The 22,036-nt window shown below is 56.2% G+C and carries 17 protein-coding genes; 7 read left to right on the top strand and 10 right to left on the bottom strand.

Annotated elements, in window-relative coordinates; genetic code table 11:
- Nucleotides 1-88 precede the first annotated feature (88 nt).
- The gene (locus tag CWR53_RS06335; RefSeq protein ID WP_100851066.1) at nucleotides 89-3,532 is read right to left on the bottom strand and encodes a glycosyltransferase; all 3,444 of its coding nucleotides are present in this window, start codon (nucleotides 3,530-3,532) and stop codon (nucleotides 89-91) included.
- 534 nt (nucleotides 3,533-4,066) lie between these two features.
- Between CWR53_RS06335 and rfbB the strand changes: the two genes are divergently transcribed.
- The 7 genes from rfbB to CWR53_RS06300 all read left to right on the top strand — a co-directional run bounded on the left by rfbB (nucleotide 4,067) and on the right by CWR53_RS06300 (nucleotide 9,928).
- Nucleotides 4,067-5,167 (top strand): dTDP-glucose 4,6-dehydratase, encoded by a 1,101-nt coding sequence (gene rfbB / locus CWR53_RS06330; RefSeq protein WP_100851065.1) that lies wholly within the window; start codon nucleotides 4,067-4,069, stop codon nucleotides 5,165-5,167.
- Nucleotides 5,164-6,069, top strand: coding sequence for a dTDP-4-dehydrorhamnose reductase (gene rfbD, locus CWR53_RS06325; protein WP_100851064.1), 906 nt, complete (start codon nucleotides 5,164-5,166; stop codon nucleotides 6,067-6,069). Before rfbB ends, rfbD begins: the two co-directional genes overlap by 4 nt.
- 8 nt (nucleotides 6,070-6,077) lie before the next feature.
- The gene (gene rfbA / locus CWR53_RS06320; RefSeq protein WP_100851063.1) at nucleotides 6,078-6,959 is read left to right on the top strand and encodes a glucose-1-phosphate thymidylyltransferase RfbA; all 882 of its coding nucleotides are present in this window, start codon (nucleotides 6,078-6,080) and stop codon (nucleotides 6,957-6,959) included.
- On the top strand, nucleotides 6,959-7,507 hold the full coding sequence (gene rfbC / locus CWR53_RS06315; protein ID WP_100851062.1) for a dTDP-4-dehydrorhamnose 3,5-epimerase: 549 nt from the start codon (nucleotides 6,959-6,961) through the stop codon (nucleotides 7,505-7,507). Before rfbA ends, rfbC begins: the two co-directional genes overlap by 1 nt.
- Before the next feature lie 446 nt (nucleotides 7,508-7,953).
- Nucleotides 7,954-8,196 carry a hypothetical protein gene (locus CWR53_RS23145; protein WP_100851061.1) on the top strand — a complete coding sequence of 81 codons (243 nt, stop codon included), beginning with the start codon at nucleotides 7,954-7,956 and terminating at the stop codon, nucleotides 8,194-8,196.
- Between the two features lie 90 nt (nucleotides 8,197-8,286).
- Nucleotides 8,287-8,550: a DUF3077 domain-containing protein gene (locus tag CWR53_RS06305; RefSeq protein ID WP_100851060.1), complete on the top strand. Its 264-nt coding sequence runs from the start codon at nucleotides 8,287-8,289 to the stop codon at nucleotides 8,548-8,550.
- A 232-nt stretch (nucleotides 8,551-8,782) separates the two neighbouring features.
- Nucleotides 8,783-9,928, top strand: coding sequence for an acyltransferase (locus CWR53_RS06300; RefSeq protein WP_181405467.1), 1,146 nt, complete (start codon nucleotides 8,783-8,785; stop codon nucleotides 9,926-9,928).
- Nucleotides 9,929-10,020: 92 nt separating this feature from the next.
- Here the strand turns inward: CWR53_RS06300 and CWR53_RS06295 are convergent, their stop codons facing one another.
- The 9 genes from CWR53_RS06295 to CWR53_RS06255 form a co-directional block, all read right to left on the bottom strand.
- A complete protein-coding gene (locus CWR53_RS06295) occupies nucleotides 10,021-10,413 on the bottom strand; it encodes a GtrA family protein (RefSeq protein ID WP_100851058.1) in 393 nt (130 codons plus the stop codon).
- The gene (locus CWR53_RS06290) at nucleotides 10,410-11,354 is read right to left on the bottom strand and encodes a glycosyltransferase family 2 protein (protein WP_100851057.1); all 945 of its coding nucleotides are present in this window, start codon (nucleotides 11,352-11,354) and stop codon (nucleotides 10,410-10,412) included. The genes CWR53_RS06295 and CWR53_RS06290 overlap by 4 nt, the downstream gene beginning before the upstream one ends.
- Nucleotides 11,351-12,991, bottom strand: a complete 1,641-nt coding sequence (locus CWR53_RS06285) for a DUF6311 domain-containing protein (RefSeq protein WP_100851056.1) — start codon at nucleotides 12,989-12,991, stop codon at nucleotides 11,351-11,353. Before CWR53_RS06285 ends, CWR53_RS06290 begins: the two co-directional genes overlap by 4 nt.
- Nucleotides 12,992-13,031: 40 nt before the next feature.
- Nucleotides 13,032-15,563, bottom strand: a complete 2,532-nt coding sequence (locus tag CWR53_RS06280; protein ID WP_100851055.1) for a glycosyltransferase family 1 protein — start codon at nucleotides 15,561-15,563, stop codon at nucleotides 13,032-13,034.
- 6 nt (nucleotides 15,564-15,569) lie between these two features.
- Nucleotides 15,570-16,961, bottom strand: coding sequence for a bifunctional 2-polyprenyl-6-hydroxyphenol methylase/3-demethylubiquinol 3-O-methyltransferase UbiG (locus CWR53_RS06275; protein WP_100851054.1), 1,392 nt, complete (start codon nucleotides 16,959-16,961; stop codon nucleotides 15,570-15,572).
- A complete protein-coding gene (locus CWR53_RS06270; protein WP_100851053.1) occupies nucleotides 16,961-18,175 on the bottom strand; it encodes an ABC transporter ATP-binding protein in 1,215 nt (404 codons plus the stop codon). Before CWR53_RS06270 ends, CWR53_RS06275 begins: the two co-directional genes overlap by 1 nt.
- Nucleotides 18,172-18,966, bottom strand: coding sequence for an ABC transporter permease (locus tag CWR53_RS06265; RefSeq protein WP_100851052.1), 795 nt, complete (start codon nucleotides 18,964-18,966; stop codon nucleotides 18,172-18,174). The genes CWR53_RS06270 and CWR53_RS06265 overlap by 4 nt, the downstream gene beginning before the upstream one ends.
- Nucleotides 18,967-18,968: 2 nt before the next feature.
- Nucleotides 18,969-20,330, bottom strand: a complete 1,362-nt coding sequence (locus tag CWR53_RS06260) for a phosphomannomutase/phosphoglucomutase (RefSeq protein ID WP_058605476.1) — start codon at nucleotides 20,328-20,330, stop codon at nucleotides 18,969-18,971.
- 127 nt (nucleotides 20,331-20,457) lie between these two features.
- Complete coding sequence (locus CWR53_RS06255) at nucleotides 20,458-21,900, bottom strand: mannose-1-phosphate guanylyltransferase/mannose-6-phosphate isomerase (protein WP_058605475.1); 1,443 nt, start codon at nucleotides 21,898-21,900, stop codon at nucleotides 20,458-20,460.
- Nucleotides 21,901-22,036 lie beyond the last annotated feature (136 nt).

Raw genomic sequence — 22,036 nt, 5'->3', positions numbered from 1 at the left:
TTGTAAACCTGAAGTTCAGCTTTTCGAAAAGTAAATGGCTGCATCATAGCAGCAGCCATCTCCTTTATTACACCGTAAATTAGGTAGGTCATACCATCTGCGCCTTCGAGTCGGTCTGCCCTCCTGACAAGGTCTGATAGATCAGTTTAAGCTCTTCGGCCTGGACGGCTGAGTTCCTTTGGACTCCGGTATTGGACGGGGACTTATGCTTCGAAACCGAACCGTTAATTTTTTCAATTGTAGTCATTAGCATTTCTTGTGTGGGCTCGATTACGTAGCCATTCTGGCCTTCGACAACGTCCTCTCCTATGCCGCCCATATTACTAGCAACCACCCAGCATCCGCAGGCTACTGCTTCACGCGTGACGAGACCGAAGCTTTCTGGCCACATTGATGGTGCAAAGAGAACATCGATTTTTCTGTATAGGTCCACAATGCCTTTTTGGCTGACGCGGCCAATGAACGTTATTGGAACTTTCCCCCAGTAAGATTGATATTCGTAGCCGTCATCCTTGGAATGGTCCACAATCAACAACTCAATATTTACCGGTTGCGTTTGGATAATCGCCTCTTTGAGCAGATAATAACCTTTATGCTCCGACATACCGCCGATATGCGCACATACTATTCGGTCGTTACCTAACGTATCTTTTGGTGCCCAGCACACATCACTTGACACGCCATTTGCTACTACTTCAATTTGATTTATGCCGTTCTGCCGGTATATGTCAGCGAAGGCATGCGATACGGTGAGCACTCTAGTTGCACCATGCAAAAGATCCTTCAAGTCACGGCGACGTGCTATCGAATCTGACAGCTTTATATTCGTTGGCATTTCAATGATTTGATATGGATCGGGGTGCCCCATTGGATAAACTTTTGAATTGTGGTCGACTAAAAACTGAAAGTCCGAGATCCACCAAGCGTCATGAATCGTTACCAGATATGGAATTTTTGAATCTTTAGCCGCTTCAACTACAGATGACGTCAAACGCTGGACACAATGGAAATGAATCAAATCTGGATTTTCAAGCTCCAAGAACTCTTGAAACAGGCGATACATTTCCGGATCTTTAGGGTGCCAATCCATATGTTCACGCCATAGGGTACTTGCACGATATACGCGAGAGCCATCATATGCATAAACAGTCAACTGATGCGGGTCTCTGCATTCAACGTCTGCAGTGAAAACACAGATATCGATATCATCAGAATAGGATTTCCTGAATTCGGAGAAATTATCTGCCACGACTCGCGTCGCACCGCCAATAGCTTGAGGCGGGAAAAAAACGTTCACCAACGCGATCTTTTTCCTCGGCTTAGCCTTCTCAAGGGTAGGCACTAAATTTTCCAGCGTTTTTGCCAGACTCTGACCCAAGAACCCGATACTATAATCAGTTGTCGCCCGCTTCTGAGCTGCCACACCTACTTGTTCTCGGAGAGTTTGGCTATCAACTAGCCGCTTCAATGCTGAATACCATTCATCTTCAGTCGCTGCTAAGAACCCATCACTTCCATCTTTAACTACATCCCGATAATTAGCGGTGCTGCTTAAAACCGATGGAATCGCAAAGCATCCAGCTTCGAACCATTTGAGCTCACTTTTACAAGCATTCACTTTATCATCGTGTAATACAGCGATGTTTATATCAGCCTGCTCAAGAAGCGACCAGTAACCCTGCACACTTTCCATCGCTGGCAATTGTACCAATTGATGTCCAAAACGCTCTGTAAATGCTAATGGAAGCTTCAAGTAGCCCACCACGACTAAACGTACGTGGGGCGTGCCGCTGAGTACACGCTGGATAGCCGGCAGTGCCTGATCGATAAAATCAGTGTTATGAGCTTGTGTCCCGCTACCATAGAAGATATCGATAGTTCTCTTGTGTGACTTATCAGTCGTGCGAATCCTGTTAAGCTTATCCAGCCCGTTCCGGTGTAACCAACAAATATTCTCCTGCACCAGTTTAGCCAACTCTGCCCGTAGTGGCTCTGTGGATGCCAGGCCTTGTCGACAAAGTCGAGCAGCAGCGTTGAAGAGCGCCATTCCGCGAGTCAGCTCACGGTGGGTTGCGAGGGAAACATAGCCACCATAGCTGTCGATGGACGGAGGGTACTCAGGTGCGAACAAGAGATCATCGATTTCATACAAACTTAGCTTGCCCGTGGCGTTCACTTGAGCGATCGCCTTTACCACCTGAACGACTGCTGGCACGCGATAGAAGATGACAACATCGTGCAGTGCCAATGCATTATTGTTTTTATCAAGGTCAGTCCAGCTGATAGCCGTTACCTGTTTGCCGACTGCCTCGAGTTGCTCAATTTTTTGGTTGATGCGATAGCGAACACATTGAGCGATGTGGAAATCACCGACAATCAGTATTCGGTCAGTGTTTAGATCACCCAACGGTGGTAGCGGAGGGAGAGCACCTTTAACACTCGTCGCACATCCGCCGTACGCAGGAAGGTAAGCCTTATAAAGCTGGGCCGCGTACGTGAAGGCAGTATCGATCAAATAGTTCCGGTCCAGCATATCGACTCGGGTCATGAGCGTGGCATGGACATCTCGCCATTTTTGTTCTGCGAGTCGCTCAAGCTCATCTAATTGAGGTCGATGATTAGGATTAGTAGATATACCTTCAGACAATATACTGATTGCTTCATCTAACCGATGCAGCTTAGACAGGCAGTTGGCTCGATTGAAGGCCGTCCATACAGGCGGATTCGAAAGCTGTGCAGCGGCGTCGAAATACTGGAGGGCAATGCTAAAATGGCCATCAGCTAGGTAACTATTGCCTAACGAGTTAAATGCAGCTCCATCTGGGCCGAAGCTTAAAGCGGCCTCAAACAGAATCCTGCCTTCCTGGATCTTATTTTGTGACAGAAAATGCTCACCCAGCTTGGAATAAATGGCTTGATTCTTTCGTGGCGTGTCCTCCAAATCTACGGGGATGACCTCCTGTCCAAGCAATATATTCATGATGCGCTGTGGTTCAAGCTCAAGCCCACGTCGTGCACAACGCTCCATGACTGCTGAAAGGCAGAAATCACTTGGGATCAGTTGCAAGGGGAAGTCATGCCTCGCGGCCCAGGCACCGAGAGTCGACACACGACCTTCCGCTTTACCAAAACGCTGGAAATGTAGCTCAGCAATGCCTTGATCGGTCACTCCGCCGGTTTTGAGGTCTGGATAAAAAGTCAGGTAAAAATCTAGGTCAACCAAGGGCGCGGCAGATTTGGCCATCAGACCGCCATCATCTGAATCATTGACTGCTTCAGCGATAAGCTCGGCATCGCCGGCTTCATGGGAGGCGGACGCAAAGCGACCCTCTTGGTAACCGAAAGCGTGCCAGTGGTGTTCCAGCGCTTCATCCGTTAGGGAGGACAAATCGTTGTATCGACGGCGGTAGTAAGCTACATCTAGTACAAAACGCTTAGAGCCAGTTCTTTTTTGGGGGGCAGAGACCGAGCTTTCCTCAACGCGTGCGTCTTGATGCACCTTTGTGCTTGGCACGCTTTCCTTAACAGACATTTCTCACTTTCCTATGAATAATTACCGGTACCGATGAATTCGAGTGGACTATCTCAAACGCTCAGTAAAAAAATTGAACTTTTCGGCTTGAGCCTCACGTGGCGTAGAGCCACGCTCACACGTAAGCCTTTGAGGTTCATCAACAGAAATCTTGCCCCATCCTAGTCGAACTCGAGCCATGAAACAGCTTGATTGGCAAGGGTAGCTACCCCTGGCCCTCCGAAGCCTTAACTGCAAGCCCTAGCGCCGCCCATCTTCCACTCATTTTCAAGGGCCGTGTAGGTTGCGAGCCGACCGCGAGACGCTGCGATCAACCCACGGGGCTCGTTCTCTAGGGGCAGTCTTCGAGAGCTCGCGAGGATTCTTTGTCAAACGATAATCCTGACCCTTTGAGAAACTGGGCGCACCCAGTAGTGTATTTTTCGACATCACGGTGGTCTAATCCAGAGCTAGGATTTCGCCGAGCGTCGCTAGGCAAAGTTTCTCAGCGTCATGTGTCTACGACAACACCTTTTGTCCAATTAGAGCCCAATTATGATCTTTGTAACAGGCGGAGCCGGTTTCATCGGCTCAAATTTCGTTCTGCAGTGGTGCGCTCAGCACGCTGAACCTGTCCTCAACCTCGATGCCCTAACCTATGCGGGCAATCTGGCGAATCTGCAAACGCTGGACGGCAATGCGCAGCATCGCTTCGTCAATGGCAACATCTGCGACGCCGCCCTGTTGGCCGAGCTGTTTGCAGAGCATCGGCCACGCGCCGTGGTTCACTTTGCGGCTGAATCTCATGTGGATCGGTCCATTAGCGGCCCCGAAGCATTCGTCCAGACCAACGTGATGGGGACCTTTCATTTACTGGAGGCGGCCAGAGCACACTGGAATGATCTGAAGGGCGCAGAGAAAGAAGCTTTCCGTTTCCTACATGTCTCCACTGACGAGGTCTACGGGACGTTGGCGCCTACCGACCCAGCCTTCACAGAAACCACGCCCTACGCACCTAATAGTCCTTACTCGGCCAGTAAGGCAGCCAGTGACCACTTGGTACGCTCGTACTTCCACACTTACGGCATGCCAGTTCTCACCACCAACTGCTCCAACAATTACGGACCCTTCCATTTCCCTGAAAAGCTGATCCCGTTGATGATTGTCAACGCACTGGCTGGCAAAGCGCTGCCAGTTTACGGCGATGGTCAGCAAATCCGCGATTGGTTGTACGTTGAAGACCACTGCTCAGGCATTCGGCGCGTGCTAGAAGCTGGTGCTACTGGCGAGACATACAACATTGGCGGCTGGAACGAGAAGGCAAACATCGACATAGTGAGGACGGTTTGTGCCCTGCTCAACGAGATGGCGCCTGCAGCATCGCTCCATGTCATCAACCAGAAGACTGGCAAGCCTGTCGAGCAGTATGAAGAACTAATTGCCTACGTGGCCGACCGTCCAGGCCACGACCGTCGCTACGCCATTGACGCGCGCAAGATCGAGCGTGAACTCGGCTGGAAACCTGCAGAAACGTTCGAGACCGGTATCCGCAAGACTGTCGCTTGGTACTTGGCCAACCAGGAGTGGGTCAAGGGTGTCATGGACGGCAGCTACCGCGAATGGGTTGCCGAGCAATATGGGGCAGAGAAGAGGTGAAAATCCTGCTGCTGGGTAAAAACGGACAAGTCGGTTGGGAGCTACAGCGAGCATTGGCGCCGCTTGGCGAGGTCATTGCTCTTGATCGTCACGGAGCCAGTGGCTTGTGTGGGGATTTGTCCAATCTGGATGGCTTGGCCGCCACAGTCCGCCACATCAAGCCCAATGTGATCGTCAACGCTGCTGCCTACACCGCAGTGGACAAAGCCGAGAGCGACCAAATATCGGCCGCGCTAGTCAATGCCGAAGCGCCTTCCTTACTGGCGCAGGAGGCCAAAGCAATAGGTGCTTGGCTGATTCACTACTCCACTGATTACGTATTTGACGGCAGTGGTGAGCACCGCTGGCAGGAAGCAGCCCCTACCGGTCCACTCTCGGTTTATGGCCGCACGAAGCTGGAAGGTGAGCAGGGCATTCTCTCTAGTGGCGCAATGGCCATCGTGCTTCGCACTAGCTGGGTGTATGCTGCGCGCGGTCATAACTTTGCCAAGACCATGCTGCGTTTGGCTGCAGAGCGTAATACGTTGAGCGTAGTCGCCGATCAGTTTGGAGCTCCTACAGGTGCGGAACTAATCGCTGATGTCACCGCACTTATAATGCGTCGAATCGCTGCTGAGCGGGACGATAGCCAGTTGCAAGGTATTTATCACTTAGCTGCTTCAGGCGAAACCAGTTGGTATGGGTTTGCCCGGTTTGTACTGGCGCACGCTCAACGCAGTGGCATTACGTTGAAGGTGACCGCTGATCAAATTGCCCCTATCAGCACAGAAGCTTACCCTGTACCTGCTCCACGCCCACGCAACTCCCGTCTGGCGGTGGACAAGCTAGAAAACACGTTCAATCTCAAAATGCCGCTTTGGGAGCAAGGCGTGCAACGTATGCTGGACGAAATCCAGCAATAGGGACTCTCATGGCTCGCAAAGGAATTATTCTCGCTGGCGGTTCGGGTACACGCCTGCACCCCGCTACGCTCTCAGTGTCGAAGCAACTGCTGCCGGTTTATGACAAACCGATGATCTACTACCCCCTGAGTACCCTTCTGCTTGCAGGGATTCGGGACATCTTGATCATTTCTACCCCTCAAGATACTCCGCGTTTCGAGCAGCTACTGGGAGATGGGGGTCAATGGGGTCTTAATCTGTCGTATGCAGTACAGCCGAGCCCCGACGGCTTGGCGCAAGCTTTTACAATCGGTGAGGACTTCATTGGTCGCGACAGCTCAGCTCTAGTTCTCGGCGACAACATTTTCTATGGTCACGACTTCCAATCCCTCTTGCTCAATGCAGGGCAGCGCAATGCAGGTGCATCGGTCTTTGCCTACCACGTCCACGATCCCGAGCGGTACGGCGTAGCTGAATTCACTGAAACAGGACGGGTCCTGTCGCTCGAAGAGAAGCCGAAGCAACCCAAGTCCAATTATGCTGTCACCGGTCTATATTTCTACGACAACCAGGTCGTCGATATGGCCCGGAGCTTGAAGCCCTCCCCCCGCGGCGAGCTGGAAATTACTGACCTCAATAATCTCTATCTGCAACAAGAGCAACTGCACGTAGAAATCATGGGCCGCGGCTACGCATGGCTCGACACAGGCACCCACGACAGCCTGCTCGATGCCAGTCAGTACATCGCGACCATGGAGCGCCGCCAAGGCCTAAAAGTTGCTTGTCCAGAAGAAATCTGCTTCCGCGCTGGCTGGATCAACGCCGAGCAACTCGAGCGTCTGGCTCAGCCTCTGCTCAAAAACGGTTACGGCCAATACCTGCGTAACCTGCTTAACGAAAAGGTGTTCTGATGCACGCTACATCCTTGGCAATTCCGGAAGTCTTCCTGTTTACCCCGAAGGTGTTCGGCGACGAGCGTGGCTTCTTCTATGAGAGCTTCAACGCTAACGTCTTCAAGGAAGTCACCGGACTACAGCCTGACTTCGTCCAAGATAATCACTCGAAATCGGTCAAGGGAGTGCTTCGGGGTTTGCACTACCAGCTTGCGCCTCACGCTCAAGGCAAGCTTGTTCGCGTGGTCCAAGGCGAAGTCTTTGACGTAGCCGTTGATATCCGTCGCTCCTCCCCCACTTTCGGCAAATGGGTCGGTGCGGTACTTTCTGCGGAAAACAAGAATCAGCTGTGGGTCCCGCCAGGGTTCGCACACGGTTTTGTCACCCTGAGTGAAACCGCTGAATTCTTGTACAAGACCACCGATTTCTACTCGCCTGCCAGTGAGCGGTGCATCGCGTGGGATGACCCGGAAATCGCCATCGAGTGGCCGATTGATTTCAGCCCGAGCTTGTCTGGCAAGGATCAACTCGGCGTGGCGTTGGCTAACGCTGAAGTGTTCGAGTAAGCCTTCAATAGGGCCAAGCTGTTGAAGGCTTGGCCTTGTTAGCTCAGATGCAGGCTGATACGTCTTAACCGCAACGTTCCGTTCGCCTGCAATATGCTGAACCGTCCATTTGATTCTTTCTGAGGGTGTGGGTCTCCCGCCAGCCACCCTCCACGTCGGAATTTACGCCTTCCCTGTAGTCCATTTCCCAAACATAATCCCATCGCCTTTTTTCGATTGCCGTAGTTTAGGCGCAGCTCTAGTCTCAACCCGTCGTTGCTCATCAACGACCGGCTTTGACAGGCTGTTTCGACAAAGAGGTAGGGTCACCCTTATGGTGGCTGTGCGTGGGGCACGCTCGCGTGCGCCGGGTTAGTACCTCTGTCGACCGGTCTGTCAACCCACGTACAGCTGCCACCCATTTGTTTGACAGCAATAGGTGTCGGCCTCATCGACAGAGGTTGCACATGTTAAAGATCGTCCCCGACCCACCGCACCACATCCACTCCCTTGAAGACACCCTGATCCAAGCCACGGACCACGCGCTATGCGCCGCAACCGTCGCCCATCAGGCCTTGCTGCTACAGCCCAAATCGCCGACATCGATTCTGATCATGACGTCTCTGCACGAACTCGAGACGCTACGGGCATTGCTGGAGTCAGCGCTTGTGCACGTACAAAGGTCCAGAGAACCTCGAGCAATGCATTGAAGCCAGCTGGCGCTGCGCTAGGCCGACCATTGCCAAGCAACAGTCGCCCACGCTGCAGCACTGGCAGCAAACAATCAGGGAGATCAACCAATGACCGCACACCACACTGGCGTCACCGCCGGCAAAACCAAGTTCTACCAAGGCAAACAGCAAACCGAGCCCCTGTTCTGCATCGAACCCGGCATACCGTGCGAGCACGCCCGCGCTCAAGCTTCTGAACTGATGGGTTACGTCCAGGAACTGACCATCAGTGGCTTGATGGACGAAAACCCGAAGTTAGTGTGGGCTGCGTATTACCTGGGCGCGCTTGCCAAGACTTTGATGGACGATGCTGAAGCAGGCTTGGCAAACTGACCGGCTGCTGATGCGGCCGCTGGCCTGGAACCTAACCGCCCGGGGTTGCGCTCTGGGCAGGTCCCAGGCCTTATCCAACAGCCGCAAAGTTAAGGGTTGCCGTACTGCGGCACAGCTCCCTGTTGAAGATTGTAATCAGCGCTTTTCTGATAGACGCGTCCAGAATGATAGCAATTGGCTTCTCCTGAGTAGAGCGGGTAACTACAATGCCCCCACTTCAAGGAGAAACACCATGCAACAATCTTCAGACAGAGCGCTTTTCGCCAATCAGCTAAGGGGTGTAGCAGTCATTGCCGTGCTCATCGTGCATTGGTGCGGGGTGTATTGGTTTTCACGGGATGTCGTGGCCTCCTACATCCATGCCCCAATCGTAGAGGGCCCCTCGTCGAGCATGATCTACTGGCTGACGATTCCAACCTTCAACTACGGCCCCTTCGGCGTTTCAATCTTCTTTCTGATCAGTGGCTTCGTCATCCCGTTTTCATTGAACCGTCTGGCGCCCGTCAAGTTTCTGGTTGCTCGCTTTCTACGCATCTACCCCACGTACATCGCCGCGTCGCTGATCATGTTGGCGTTGGTTTATCTGTCTAGCCGCTATTGGGGCCAGCCATTCTCCATGGCGCTTGATCGATTGTTCGCCAACCTGTTCCTGCTCCAAGGCAACCTGCACTATCCCTCGATCGACATGGTCAACTGGACGTTGGCCATCGAAATCAAGTTCTACATCATTGCTGCCCTGCTCTATCGCTGCATCAAGGGCGGCAATGCGTTTCCCTTGATCTTGTTCTCCGTGGCAGTGCTGGCTGCGTGCGAAGCGCTACCGACATTGCTGGCTGGCTGGGAGTTGCGCCCAGGCTTGGTAGAGTCCCTTGAGACTGAACTGATGTGCGTGATCTTCATGTTCATCGGCACGGGCTTCTATCATCACTACACCGGCACATACACCACACGCCAGCTGCTGACCTATGTGGCCATCCTGATGCTGGTGTTTTTGTTGTGCTGGCCCCACACAGACTGGGTGGTCCAGATGCCTTCAGTACCTCAGAACTATGTCTATGGCCTGGTGCTGTTTAGCGTCAGCTACACGATGCGCAAATATTTCCGGCCATTTGCGCCGTTGGACTTCATCGCCAACATCAGCTACTCGATCTACGTGACGCACTCCATCATCGGCTATCTGTCACTGCGGATACTGATGGATCAGGGCCTGTCGTTCCCCGTGTCGGGGTTGTTGACGCTGGTCTTCGTGCTCACGCTGGCCTATGCGCTGTACCGCCTGGTCGAAGTGCCCACCATGCATTTGGGCAAGCGGATTTTTGGCAAGCGCGCCGGCCCAGCCCCAACTTCGAGCTTGAACCTGGCACAGGCGAACAAGTGAGCTACGTGGGTATTAGCGCCACAACGCTTGTGCCGTTACGTCCTGGCCGCAGTCGCGGCTCAGGGCGTAACATGCTGCTCCCAGGCCATCGCTCAGGACGCTGGCTTGAACGCCCACAGTTTCATGACGAGGTAATTCAACACGGGCACTACGAAGATCACCATCACCAAGCCCACCGCGTAATGTAGCCCCAGGTGCTCCACCACGGACGTGATCAGCAAGGTCAGGCCCAGCGACAACAGCGACACCGCCAGGAAGCGCCGATAGCCCAAAAAGCTGGCCGGCGTTCTAAAGGTGAAACGGCTGTTGAGCAGGTAAGACATGACGTTGGCAAAACAGAATGCAATGCCATTGGCAATGAAGGCAGGTGGCGCCACCGTTTCCATAAGCGCCACAACTATGCCGGCGTGTACCGCGGTATTGGCAACGCCCACCAGCCCAAAACGGATGAATTCGTAGTACCGCGCCGGGATAAGCTTTATCACTTGATCACATCACGCACGATATAGACCGGCCGGTTTTTCGACTCGGTGAATATCCGCCCCACATACTCGCCCAGCACGCCGATGCCAATTAGCTGCACGCCGCTGGCGAACAGCACCGTGATCATGATCGAGGCATAGCCCGGCAGATCCACGCCAAAGAACATGGTCTTGATCAACAGGTAAGCGGCGTAAACGAAGGAAACCGCCGAAACCAGGCAGCCCAGGTACGTCCAGATGCGCAGCGGTACCGAGCTGAAACTGGTGATGCCTTCGATGGCGAAGTTCCAGAGCTTCCAGGTGTTGAAGCTTGAACTGCCGTGCTCGCGCGCGGCCACCTTGTATTCCACTGTCGTGGTGCGGAAACCCACCCATGCGAACAGCCCTTTCATGAAGCGGCGGCTCTCTGGCAAGGTCTTGAGGGCATCCACTACCTTGCGATCCATCAACCGGAAGTCTCCGACATCTGCCGGAATATCGATATCCGAGATACGGTTATGTACCCGGTAGAAGTAATTGGCAGTCAGCTTCTGGATAGGCCGGTCGGTTTCGCGATCTACGCGCTTGGCCAGCACGACCTCCGCGCCCTGCTCCCATTTTTCGACCAGCTCGAGGATGACTTCCGGAGGGTGCTGCAGATCGGAGTCGATCGGTACGACAGCATCGCCGGTAGCAAAGTCCAGCCCGGCCGAAATAGCCGCCTCTTTACCAAAGTTGCGCGACAGGTCGACGACGGTCAGGTACGCATTGTCGGCCTTGGCTTTTATCAACTGGTCATAGGTGTGATCGCGGCTGCCATCATTCACAGCGATCACTTCCAGTTCGTACCGATCAGCCAAACCGGTAAAAACTTCGTTGATGCGCTGAAAAAAAGCATGCACGCCTTTTTCTTCGTTGTAGAAAGGCGACACCAGTGAAATCACGCGCTTTTTCATTTCGGTCATGGGTTCACCTGCCCTGCTTGGACGACGCGGCAGACATGAGCAAAGTCGATTACTTTGCATTCAGGCTGGCGGTTGGTTGGGAAAAGCTGTTTCACCTGCTCGACCTGCGGGAAGTCCCCGGTATTGAATACGTAAACCGAGCTGCCAAAGTCTGACGCGGCGAGATCGGCCTGGGTGCTCTCTGTACTGCAGTCGGCACTGGCGCGCGATACATAACCGGTATTGATCTTAATGTTATGCACGGCGGCATAGCGCATGGTCGGCATGAGCGTGCGCAGCACTTGGTCGCCACGGCCACACTTGAATTTCGGGAAGAAATACAGGTACTGGGTGGTATCTGCGACCTGTTCTTTCCAGGCTGCCTGGTCCAATACAAGCTCGGCCGGGCGGTTGGCGACTGCAACGAGCAGCCGGCGGAAGGCCGACAGGTCAATGATCTGCACAACGATCATCGCCAGCATGCAAGCGGCGAACAGCTTGGTGCCCAAGCGCCGGTACAGGTAGGCAATGGAGAAAATCACAATGCAGAAGCCCACAGGCCAGAAGAACCGCCCCGATGCACGGAATTGGGAGGTGATTGGCTTCAGGATCGAGGGATAATCGATCGACACCAGGTGGCTGGTACCCAAGTAGATTTCATCGGAAAGCGCGTAGACGGTGAACAGCACCATCAGCCAGGTAAGCGCCTTGTGCCGGCTGAACGTGTCATCGGTGTCTTTGCGCTTGAGCACTAGGCATAAGACGAATGCAAGCAGCACACCCATGCCCAGGTAGTTAAAGCCCTCACCTTGTCCAGGCATTTCTGGGTTGGGGAAGTGCAGATATTTGCCGCCGTGCAGGGGCGACAGCAGATTCATGGAGAAGACGCCAAAGCCAGCTTCCTTGGCCACCGCTCCCCCGCCCATGGGGAAGACGGTCAGGAACAGGCTCGCGCCGATAACTACGAAAGGCACCAATGCTCGGGCCATGGACGCCAACGCGAAGCGGTCGGCGCGCCCCAGGTAGCTGGCCACATAGATGGCGCTGGCCATCGCGAACAGGTAAATGTTCACGTAGAACCCAGCCACAAGCAGCACACCCCAAGCCCAACCGTGCGGCAGCCCCGTCCGGCGGCAGCGCACATACATTGCCAAGGCGCACAGTACGATCCATTGCGACATCAACGAAACGTGAGCAATGCGCGAGGTGAACTCAGGCATGCTCACCAGGCACACCACGGCGGCTGCCAACGCCAACCACGAACGCACTCTCAGTTCACGCAGAATCCACCAGGCACAGACAGCTTGGGCAACGAAGCAACCGGCGATCCATACGCCAAATGGGTTAAACGGGGCAAAGCTCTTGGGTACGAATACCTTCAGCAAAAATGCATATAGGGGTATGGCGTCGACAAACGTGGCCCTGGTGCCCTGCGGATAGTTGATGCTATCGAATGCAAGCAGCGGATAGCTGAAGGGTGCATTGAAGAACGCATTGAACCCTGCGAAATACTGGGTAACGTCCTCTACCTCGGTTTGCCAGTACGAGTTGGTACCGAGAATGAAGTCCAGCGGAAAATGCCGCAGCACAAAGAACAAACCGAAAGCCACGGCAAATGCCAAGCCGGCTCGGCCTGTTGAGTCAAGCTTGAAACTCATTATCCTGTTATCCCATCCATGTTTTCTTCAAGCGCTGCGGTCAAAACGCATGCCTGCTGATCTCGCCAATCAACTGCTGGGCACTGCCTTTCCAGGTAAGCCATGGCATTTCCACCGAGGTGGGGTGCTCATCAGTTTCGTGGAGTGCCAGCCAGGCAGCGATACTGTCGGCCACGTTACGCGCATCGTTGCCAGCGAAGAACCAAGCGTGTTCACCGGCTACTTCGCGGAAAACTGGCAGATCGCGCGCAATGATCGGTAGCCCATGCTGTGCAGCCTCAATCAGCGGTAGACCGAAGCCTTCGCCATAGGAGGCGGCTATCAGGCAGTCGCACTGCTGGTAGAGGTGTTCCAGGTATTCGTCACTGGCACTTTCCAGCCAAAGCAGACGCTTGCCCCGTTCCACATGGTTAAGCAGCCTGTCGGCCAGTTCTTCTACCAGCCAACCGTGCTTGCCAACGATGACCAGATTGGCTTCCACGCCTTGCTGCCAAAGCAATTCAAAGGCGTCGAGGGTCTGCAGGTGCCCTTTACGCGGCTCCAGCGTGCCCACCATCAGGAAGGTCGGATTGGCCTGAAGGGCTTCTATCCGCATGGCGGGGTCTTCTGGAACGCCCGTGGTAGGCACCGACTGGTCGATGTCGGCACCTAAGTGGAAGACACCAATACGGAACGGCCGCGCGCGCTTGGGTGCGTGTTCATCCATCCAGGCTTGCAACTCATCACCTACGGCTCGGGAGATGCACATAGCCCCGTCGTATCGGGCGATAGTATTGATCCAGTCGCTGTAAAACGGGTGCAGGTGATCGGAGAAGAAGTGACGCATCTGCAAGATCAACAGGTCGTACACCACGAAGAACAGGCTGACGCCATGGGCACGCATGGTGTCGAGGTAAGGCTGACGTTGCGGCAACATGTCGAGCAACAGGTCCAGGCAGATGTATACGTCGCCGGCCTTGTAACTGATGGCTTCGTCGATATCTTCGTCGCCTGGCGTATTACCGAGAAACGTCGCCGTGAACTGCCTGGCGTAGCGGTAGAAAGATTCTTCCACCTTGCTGTAGATCGGCGTGACGGTATAGCCCTCGGGCGGGGTGGTCAGCCACTCGAGTAGGATGCTGCGCACCACACGTTGAATACCGCTTTTAGCGTCGTGTCGGCAAAGCTGCGAAATGTCCACCAACAGGTTTGGCTTGCCACTTGGCTCTTGAAGTGAGTAATCGATCGCCTTGGCCAGGCGCTTTACATCGACTTCCCCCTTTTCCAACTCACCGGTGGCGGCCAGCGCTTGAGCCAGATGCTCGATGCGTTGTTGCGTGGGCAGGTCTTCATCCACCGCATGATCGATCACGGGCTGGTTTTGCAGCATTTGTTCAAATGCGGCGATTGCCGCCTTGCCGGTCAAGTCCCAGGAGAACAGCTTGGCGCGCTCCAGACCATGCTTGACCATTGCTTCACGGAAGCCATCGTCGACAAGCGCCTGGTTCATTTTCTGAGCGATCGAGGCGGTGTCCAGCGGGTCGAATGTGGCTTCATCCCAGCCAATCACTTCAGGCACGCTCGAGGTGTTGGCACCAATGACAGGCGCGCCACACTTCATCGCTTCCAACGGCGGAAGGCCAAAGCCCTCGTGCCACGATGGGAAAACATAGAGGCGGCAGGTGTTGTAGAGTGCCACGAGCTCTTCGTCGGTGATGAAGCCAGTGAATACCAGATCATCTTCGGCAAGGCCCTGGGCCAACGCTTCGCCACGGTAGCGCTCGACAATGTGCTGGGACATCTTGCCAGCGAACACCAGTTGCACGTCGCTCACTTCACGCTTGACGTCTGCGAACGCGACAATCAAGCGCGAAAGGTTCTTGCGCTCGTCTGCGCCACCGGAGTACAGCACAAACGCATCGCGAAGGCCAAACTTGGACTTGAGTGCGGCCCGTGCTTGCTCAGTTAGCGCGACAGGTTGGAATATGGCATCTGCGGCACCCGACACGTTGAACACCTTGTCCTGATCCAGCGGCAGCAGTGACAAGGCTTCTTGGCGGGCGCACTCGGAGATAGCCAGCAGCACGCCGTGATCCTTGAACGAACCCACGATGTCCATGTAGTACTGCTTGTACTGGGCATGATCCAGGTACTGCTGCGGGTTGGTCAGCGGAATCAGGTCGTAGAGCGTCACACTGACGATGGCGCGCTTGTGTTCGAGGGGGCGGCCGATAACCGCGTCATCGATAAAGCCTTCGACCGCGCTGGTGATGTGCACCACGTCCGGCTTCAACTCGTCGATGGCAGCCTGGCGAATGAGCTTAGCCACTTCGTGCCGACCATTGTTTGCCGGGTCGATCCCTGCCACAGGACCTTGGGCGTACCACACGCGAATATGGCTTTGCGGCAGCAGCCCCACGAAGGCGGCGCGAATTGCCTCTATGCTCTCACTAAGCATGCCGTTGAGCAGCAAATACACTTCATGCTCGCCGCGATTACGTGCAATGCCTTGGGCCAGAGAAACGCTATAACGCCCGATACCACGGAAGCGGCTTTCGGTTTGCGCGCCTTGCATGTCAATTACGATACGCATTCGGTCTCAGCCCTTTCTCATTGCTGCTTGGAGGGCGTTTTCAATAGCGCGGCCTCGCGATGTCAGAGGGGCGTGATCAATCACGCCATGTTGGGGGTCCACAACTACGCCAACTGGGTCGGGGGCCAGCAGATTGCGCAGTTTTGCACTCAGCCAAGGGCTGCGGTTCAGTACTGCCAGTGCCAAACGCCTAGCGGCTGGGCGACGCGCGACCCACAGCTTGGCGTGAGGTGCTGCATGACGCAGTTTGAGGCGCAGCCACGGCTTGCCATGGCGTGCCGGCCATAGCGCGGCACGTGCGGTGAGGCGCAGGGGGCCGGTAATGCGCCACGATGTGCTGCTACGCATGGCCTCGACCTGGTGCTCTGCCCCTTGGGCACGCATGTGCTGCCAGTGGCAGTTCTCGAGCGCCGCATTGCGCTCCTGAGTCATGGCGTCGGCCTGTGCCTGGGCCTGGCTCAACGCCTCCTGCATCGCGCCACATTGGCGCTGCAACGCCTCGGTGGTGGCTTCGTAGTGCTCCTTCATGGCCAGCAACTGTTGGGTTTGCTGCTGACTGACCTCAGCCATGAGTCGCTGGAACTCAGCTGGCTCGAAGAAGGTAGCCCGCACGTCGTCCACGCTGCTTTGCAGCTCACTGAAACGGCGTTCGATCCCTTGGTCATACCGCACCGCGAGGTCGTCGAGCGACAGTCCGTAAGGCTTGTCGAAGGCTGCCTCGAACTTGTCAAGCAACTTGGCATCGGCTTGCTTCTGAGCTACGACGGCATAGTCCGGGCTCGCACCCGTGAGCACCTCGCGTACGCCCACTTTGCCCTGCTCATCGTGAAGTGCAGGCGACTCTTGCAAACGCACCACTTTCGAACGGGCGAAACCTGTGTGTTCGGTGAGGAACGACATCAACAGGTTAGGGATTGGCTGATCGTGCGTTGGGTCCAGGTAGAAGTTATTGGTACCCACCATGACGTTTTCAGCGTTGGGGGTTTCAAGAATCAAAACTCCACCCGGTCGTAGTACACGCAGCGCTTCGCGAACCAGTCCGCCGAGTACCGGGAACGGCACATGCTCGGCGATATGGAACCCGCTGACCACCACTTGGCTGGCATCCGGCAGTGCTTGCAGGGCTTGCAAGGCGTCACCCTTTTGAGCGGGCAGGCCCAGCGCCTCACAGGCTTCGAGCATGCCGTCGTCAAGGTCCACGCCCATCGGGTCGAAGCCTTCGCGCTTCATCAACTCCAGCCATTCGCCACGGCCACAGCCGATATCGAATACCGGGCAGTCGGCGTAAATGTCTTTCAGAGGTAGCAAAAAGGGCAAGTACGCTTCGAGCCGTTGGGTGATGAGCGCCCTCGAGCCGCGGTAGCGGTCCTCGAAGGCGCGATAGAAACCAGCATTCATCAATTACACTCCACGGTCGGCGGAATCCACGCCAGACCTACGAAGGTCCGTTCGGACATGTTCACCACGTTGAACACCAACGCCAGGTCACGCCATTCATAGTTGTCGGCAATGTGAGTGTCGCTCGCATGTAGCGCAATGGCGACTGAATAGGAGCCGACACCCAGATTCGCAGGAAAGCGGAAACTGTACTTCAGCAGTGCACCTTCAACCAAATCGGTGCGAATGCACTGCAGGTGATGGGTATTGGTGCCAAATACATCCTGACCGAGACGGTCCTTGATCACATATCCAACCACCAGCTCAGGCAAAGGCGCATTGACCCTAACCTGAATGTTCAGGCAGACGTCTTCACCCACAGAAACATATTCAACCGGGGCACCTTCGGCGTTATGAAGCGAAACGGTCTCGATGCTGGCCTTGCCGCTGCCAGAGCGCGTCTGACGCGTACCGTCGGACAATGTCTGAACCTCGACCGTGGCATTTTCCTTTTGCGCAATGATTGCGTTGTAGTAATCCATCACTTCTTCAGGAGGGCCGTCTTTGATGACGGTTCCCCCGTCCAGAAGAATCGCGCGGCTGCAAAGCGCCTGGATCGAACCTCGGTCGTGGGAAACGATAAGCAACGTTGTCCCGGCTTTTTGAAATTCCTTGATCCGGCCAAAACTCTTGTGCTGGAAGTAACTGTCGCCTACCGACAGGGCTTCGTCGATGATCAGGATTTCCGGACGGAATGCAGTGGCCACGGCAAACGCGACACGCATCTGCATCCCACTGGAGTAGGTGCGCACAGCCTGGTCGAAATACTCTCCGATCTCGGCAAAAGCCTCAATGTCATCAATGACGGTATCGATCTGTTGGGTGGTGAAGCCCATCAACCCAGCAGCATGGTAGGCATTCTGCCGACCGGTGAGCTCGCCGTTAAAACCCATGCCCAGTTCAAGAATGGCGGCAATGCGGCCGTTGACATGGACTTTGCCTTCAGTGGACTGAAGGGTGCCGGTGATCATCTTCAGCAAGGTCGACTTGCCCGCACCGTTCTGGCCTACCAGGCCTATGGCTTCACCTGCTTGAATGTTGAAGCTGATGTGCCTGAGCACCCAGTGCTCGCTGCTGGCTTTGACCGGCAGGTAGAACCAGCGAGCAATGCGTTGCCATTCAGACCGATAGCTTCGGTAGGCTTTGCCTACATTGTTGACAGCCAACAGGGTCATAGGGAGTCCACCATTTCAGCAGAGGCGCGGCGGAACAGGAACAGGCCAACAGCCATCAACCCCAAGGCGATGGCAAGCACCAACCCGAGCTCGCTCACTTCAGGCGCCTGTTTGTAGACCAGCACGTTGTGATAGGCGGTAACGATGGGGAACATCGGGTTTACATCCAACGTACCTTTCAGGTAGTCCGGCACGATATTCACCGAGTAAACGATGGGCGTAAACCAGAACCAGACCTGCATCACGATGGGCACAACCTGGCCTATGTCACGTAGGAACACGTTCAACACGCCCAACACCAAGCCGATCCCCACCGCAAGCGCCACCACTAACAAGGTAAGGGGCAGCAGCCAAAACATCTGCACGTTCGGCGCATGACCCAATACGGCAAAGACCACCATGACCGCAGCGAACAGCAACAGATTGTTGAGCAGGCACGACCCCACCACGATAACCGGCAGCGCAATGCGCGGGAAGCGCATCTTCTTCATCAGGTTGCCCTGCTCAATGAACACCGTCAGGCAGCGCCCGACGATCTCTGCGAACAGGTTCCAGGCCAGGATGCCGGCAATCAGGTACAGCGCGTAGGCGTACTTGTTGTCGATGCCGGGCAGGCGCGCGCCCAGCACGTTGGACAGGATCAACGCGTAGATGGCCACCTGGGCCAGGGGGTGGATGATCATCCACAGGCCGCCTAGCTTGCTGCGGGCAAAGCGCGAGATGAACTCGTTCTTGATGGAGGTGAGGATGAAGCCCCGGTAATCCCAGACGCCCCGAAACATGCCTAACATAGTTATCCTTGAATCAAACGGGCGATTTGCGCAACGTGCTGCGCCACCAGCGCTTCATCACCGCGGCTTTCCACGTTCAGGCGCAGCAGGGGCTCGGTGTTGGAGCCGCGCAGGCTGAAACGCCAGTCGGCGAAGGCCACGCTGATGCCGTCGGTGCGGTCGACGCTGGGGTTTTGCGGCAGGTAGTGGTTCAGGATCTTGTCGATGGTGCCTTTCACATCGGCCACTTCGTAGTTGATCTCGCCGCTGCACGGGAACTTGGCGATACGCTCGTCCACCAGCTGGGCCAGGGTCTTGCCGGTCACGCTCATCAGCTCGGCCACCAGCAGCCACGGGATGTTGCCGCTGTCGCAGTAGGCAAAGTCGCGGAAGTAGTGGTGGGCGCTCATTTCGCCGCCGTATACGGCGTCTTCGGCGCGCATGCGCTCCTTGATGAAGGCATGGCCGGTCTTGCTCTGGATGGCCACGCCGCCGGCTGCTTCCACCTGTTCGATGGTGTTCCAGGTCAGGCGCGGGTCGTGGATGATCTTGCTGCCAGGGTGCTTGGCCAGCAGCATCTCGGCCAGCAGGCCGACCACGTAGTAGCCCTCGATGAAGCGGCCCTGGTTGTCGAAGAAGAAGCAGCGGTCGAAGTCGCCGTCGAAGGCGATACCCATGTCGGCGCCGGTGTCGAGCACGGCCTGACGGGTCAGGTCGCGGTTTTCCGGCAGCAGCGGGTTGGGAATGCCGTTGGGGAAGTTGCCGTCCGGCTCGCCGTTGATCAGGGTGATGTCCAGGGGTAGGCGTGCCTTGAGCAGCTCGATCACCGGGCCGACAGCGCCGTTACCAGGGTCGGCCAGCACCTTGAGCGGCTTGAGGGTGTCGAGGTTGACGTAGGTGAGCAGGTGGTCGATGTAGGCGGTCTTGTCGAACACCTCGCGCACCTGGCCCGGCTGAGCGGCAGGCTCACCCAGGCTGCCGGCTTCGACGCGCTGGCGGATGTCGTTCAGGCCCGTGTCGCCGCTGATCGGGCGCGACTGCTCGCGTACCAGCTTCATGCCGTTGTAACCCTTGGGGTTATGGCTGGCGGTGATCATCACGCCGCCGTCGGCCTGGTGATGGCTGGTGGCGAAGTACACTTCTTCAGTACCGCACAGGCCGATGTCGATCACGTCGGCGCCGCCTTCGGTCAGGCCTTTGATCAGCGCCAGCGACAAACCGGGGCTTTCCAGGCGCATGTCACGGCCCACTACGTAGGTGCGCCCGCCAAGCTCGGCCACCAGGGCGCGGCCAATGCGGTAGGCCACGTCATCGTTGAGGTCGGCAGGCACTTGGCCGCGAATGTCGTAGGCTTTGAAACAACGGGTCTGGATGGGTGGGTACATACGTCTCACTCAATGCGGTGGCGCCAGGGGCGCCGACAGTCTGAACAGGGATAGCCGGCCACGGTGGGCGACCGAAGACCGGCCCGGTGCCTGGCCAGGCACGACGGGCCGACGGGAAAGCCTGGACTCAGGCGTCGCAACGACCGTAATTGTCCTCGAAACGCACGATGTCGTCTTCGCCGAGGTAGTCGCCGCTTTGTACTTCGATAAGCACCAGGTCGATCACGCCCGGGTTCTGCAAGCGGTGCTTGTGACCGGCGCGGATGAACGTGGATTCGTTGGTGTTGAGCATCAGTTCCTTGTCATCGTTGACCACCACGGCCATACCGCTGACCACGATCCAGTGCTCGCTGCGGTGATGGTGCATCTGCAGGGACAGGGACGCCTTGGGCTTGACCACGATGCGCTTGATCTTGAAGCGCTCGCCGTCTTCCAGGGTGGTGTAAGTGCCCCAGGGGCGATGCACGGTGCGGTGCAGCAGGTGCGCCGAGTGGCCGTCGCTTTTCAGGCGCTTGACGATGTGCTTGACGTCCTGGGCGTGGTCCTTGTGGGCGATCAGCAGGGCGTCGGGGGTGTCGACCACCAGCAGGTCCTGCACGCCGACCAGGGCCGCCAGGCGGTCTTCGGTGGTGACGTAGTTGTTGCTCGACGCATGGGCCAGCACTTCGCCTTCGAAGCGGTTGCCCGATTCGTCCGGGGCGGTCAGTTCGCTGACGGCGTTCCACGACCCGATGTCGCTCCAGCCAATGTCGCAGGGAATGGTCGCGACCTTGCGCGAGCGCTCCATCAGGGCGTAGTCGATGGAGATGTCGGGCACATTGGCGAAGGTGTCAGGGTCGAGGGCCATGCAGCTGTAGCCCTTGGCGGTGGTGTGGCGCGAGGCCTCCAGCGTCTGGGCTACGGCGTGCAGTACGTCGGGGGCGTGTTCCTGGAACTGCTCGATGACGGCGCCCACCTGGAAGCAGAACATGCCGGCGTTCCAGAAGTAGTTGCCGGCGGCCACGTAGGCTTCGGCGGTGGCGGCATCGGGCTTTTCGACGAAGCGGGCGACTTTCAGGCCACCGTCCAGCGCGCCATCGGCGGCCGCTTCGATGTAGCCAAAGCCGGTTTCCGGGTACTGGGGCTTGATGCCGAAGGTGACCAGCCAGCCTTGCTCGGCCAGGTGCACCGCACGGTTGACGGCTTGGGAGAAGGCCGCTTCGTCCTGGATCAGGTGGTCGGCAGCCAGCACCAGCATGTAGGCTTGCGGGCCATGCACCTGCTGAAGTTGCAGGGCGGCAGCGGCCACGGCGGCGGCGGTGTTGCGGCCGAAGGGTTCGAGAATATAGCCCTGGGGATGGCCCTGGGTATTGATGGCGCGGTATTCGTCTTCGGTCTTGAACAGCAGTTCACGGTTGGTGACGGTCAAAACTTCTGCAACGCCGTCCAATTTGGAGGCACGCAGGAACGTCTTCTGAATCAGGTTTTGCCCATCGGGCAGGGTCATGAACGGCTTGGGGTGAGCTTCACGAGAAACAGGCCACAAACGGCTGCCAACGCCACCGGAAAGAATAACCGGGATCAATTCCATATTCGGATCCTTAACAGCCAGTTGATGGTTCAAATGGCCAGCATGAGTCTTATTTCTGATCGTCGTCGCGCACAGCGCAACGCCGCTAAGTTACGCGCCTAGCGTGAGTAATCTCTGGCTATCCATAGGCTCGAGA

The organism is Pseudomonas sp. SGAir0191, assembly GCF_002812565.2.
Classification (GTDB): Bacteria; Pseudomonadota; Gammaproteobacteria; order Pseudomonadales; family Pseudomonadaceae; genus Aquipseudomonas; species Aquipseudomonas parafulva_B.
Note: the sequence above shows the minus strand (reverse complement) of the source record. Positions and strands in the feature narration are given on the sequence as shown.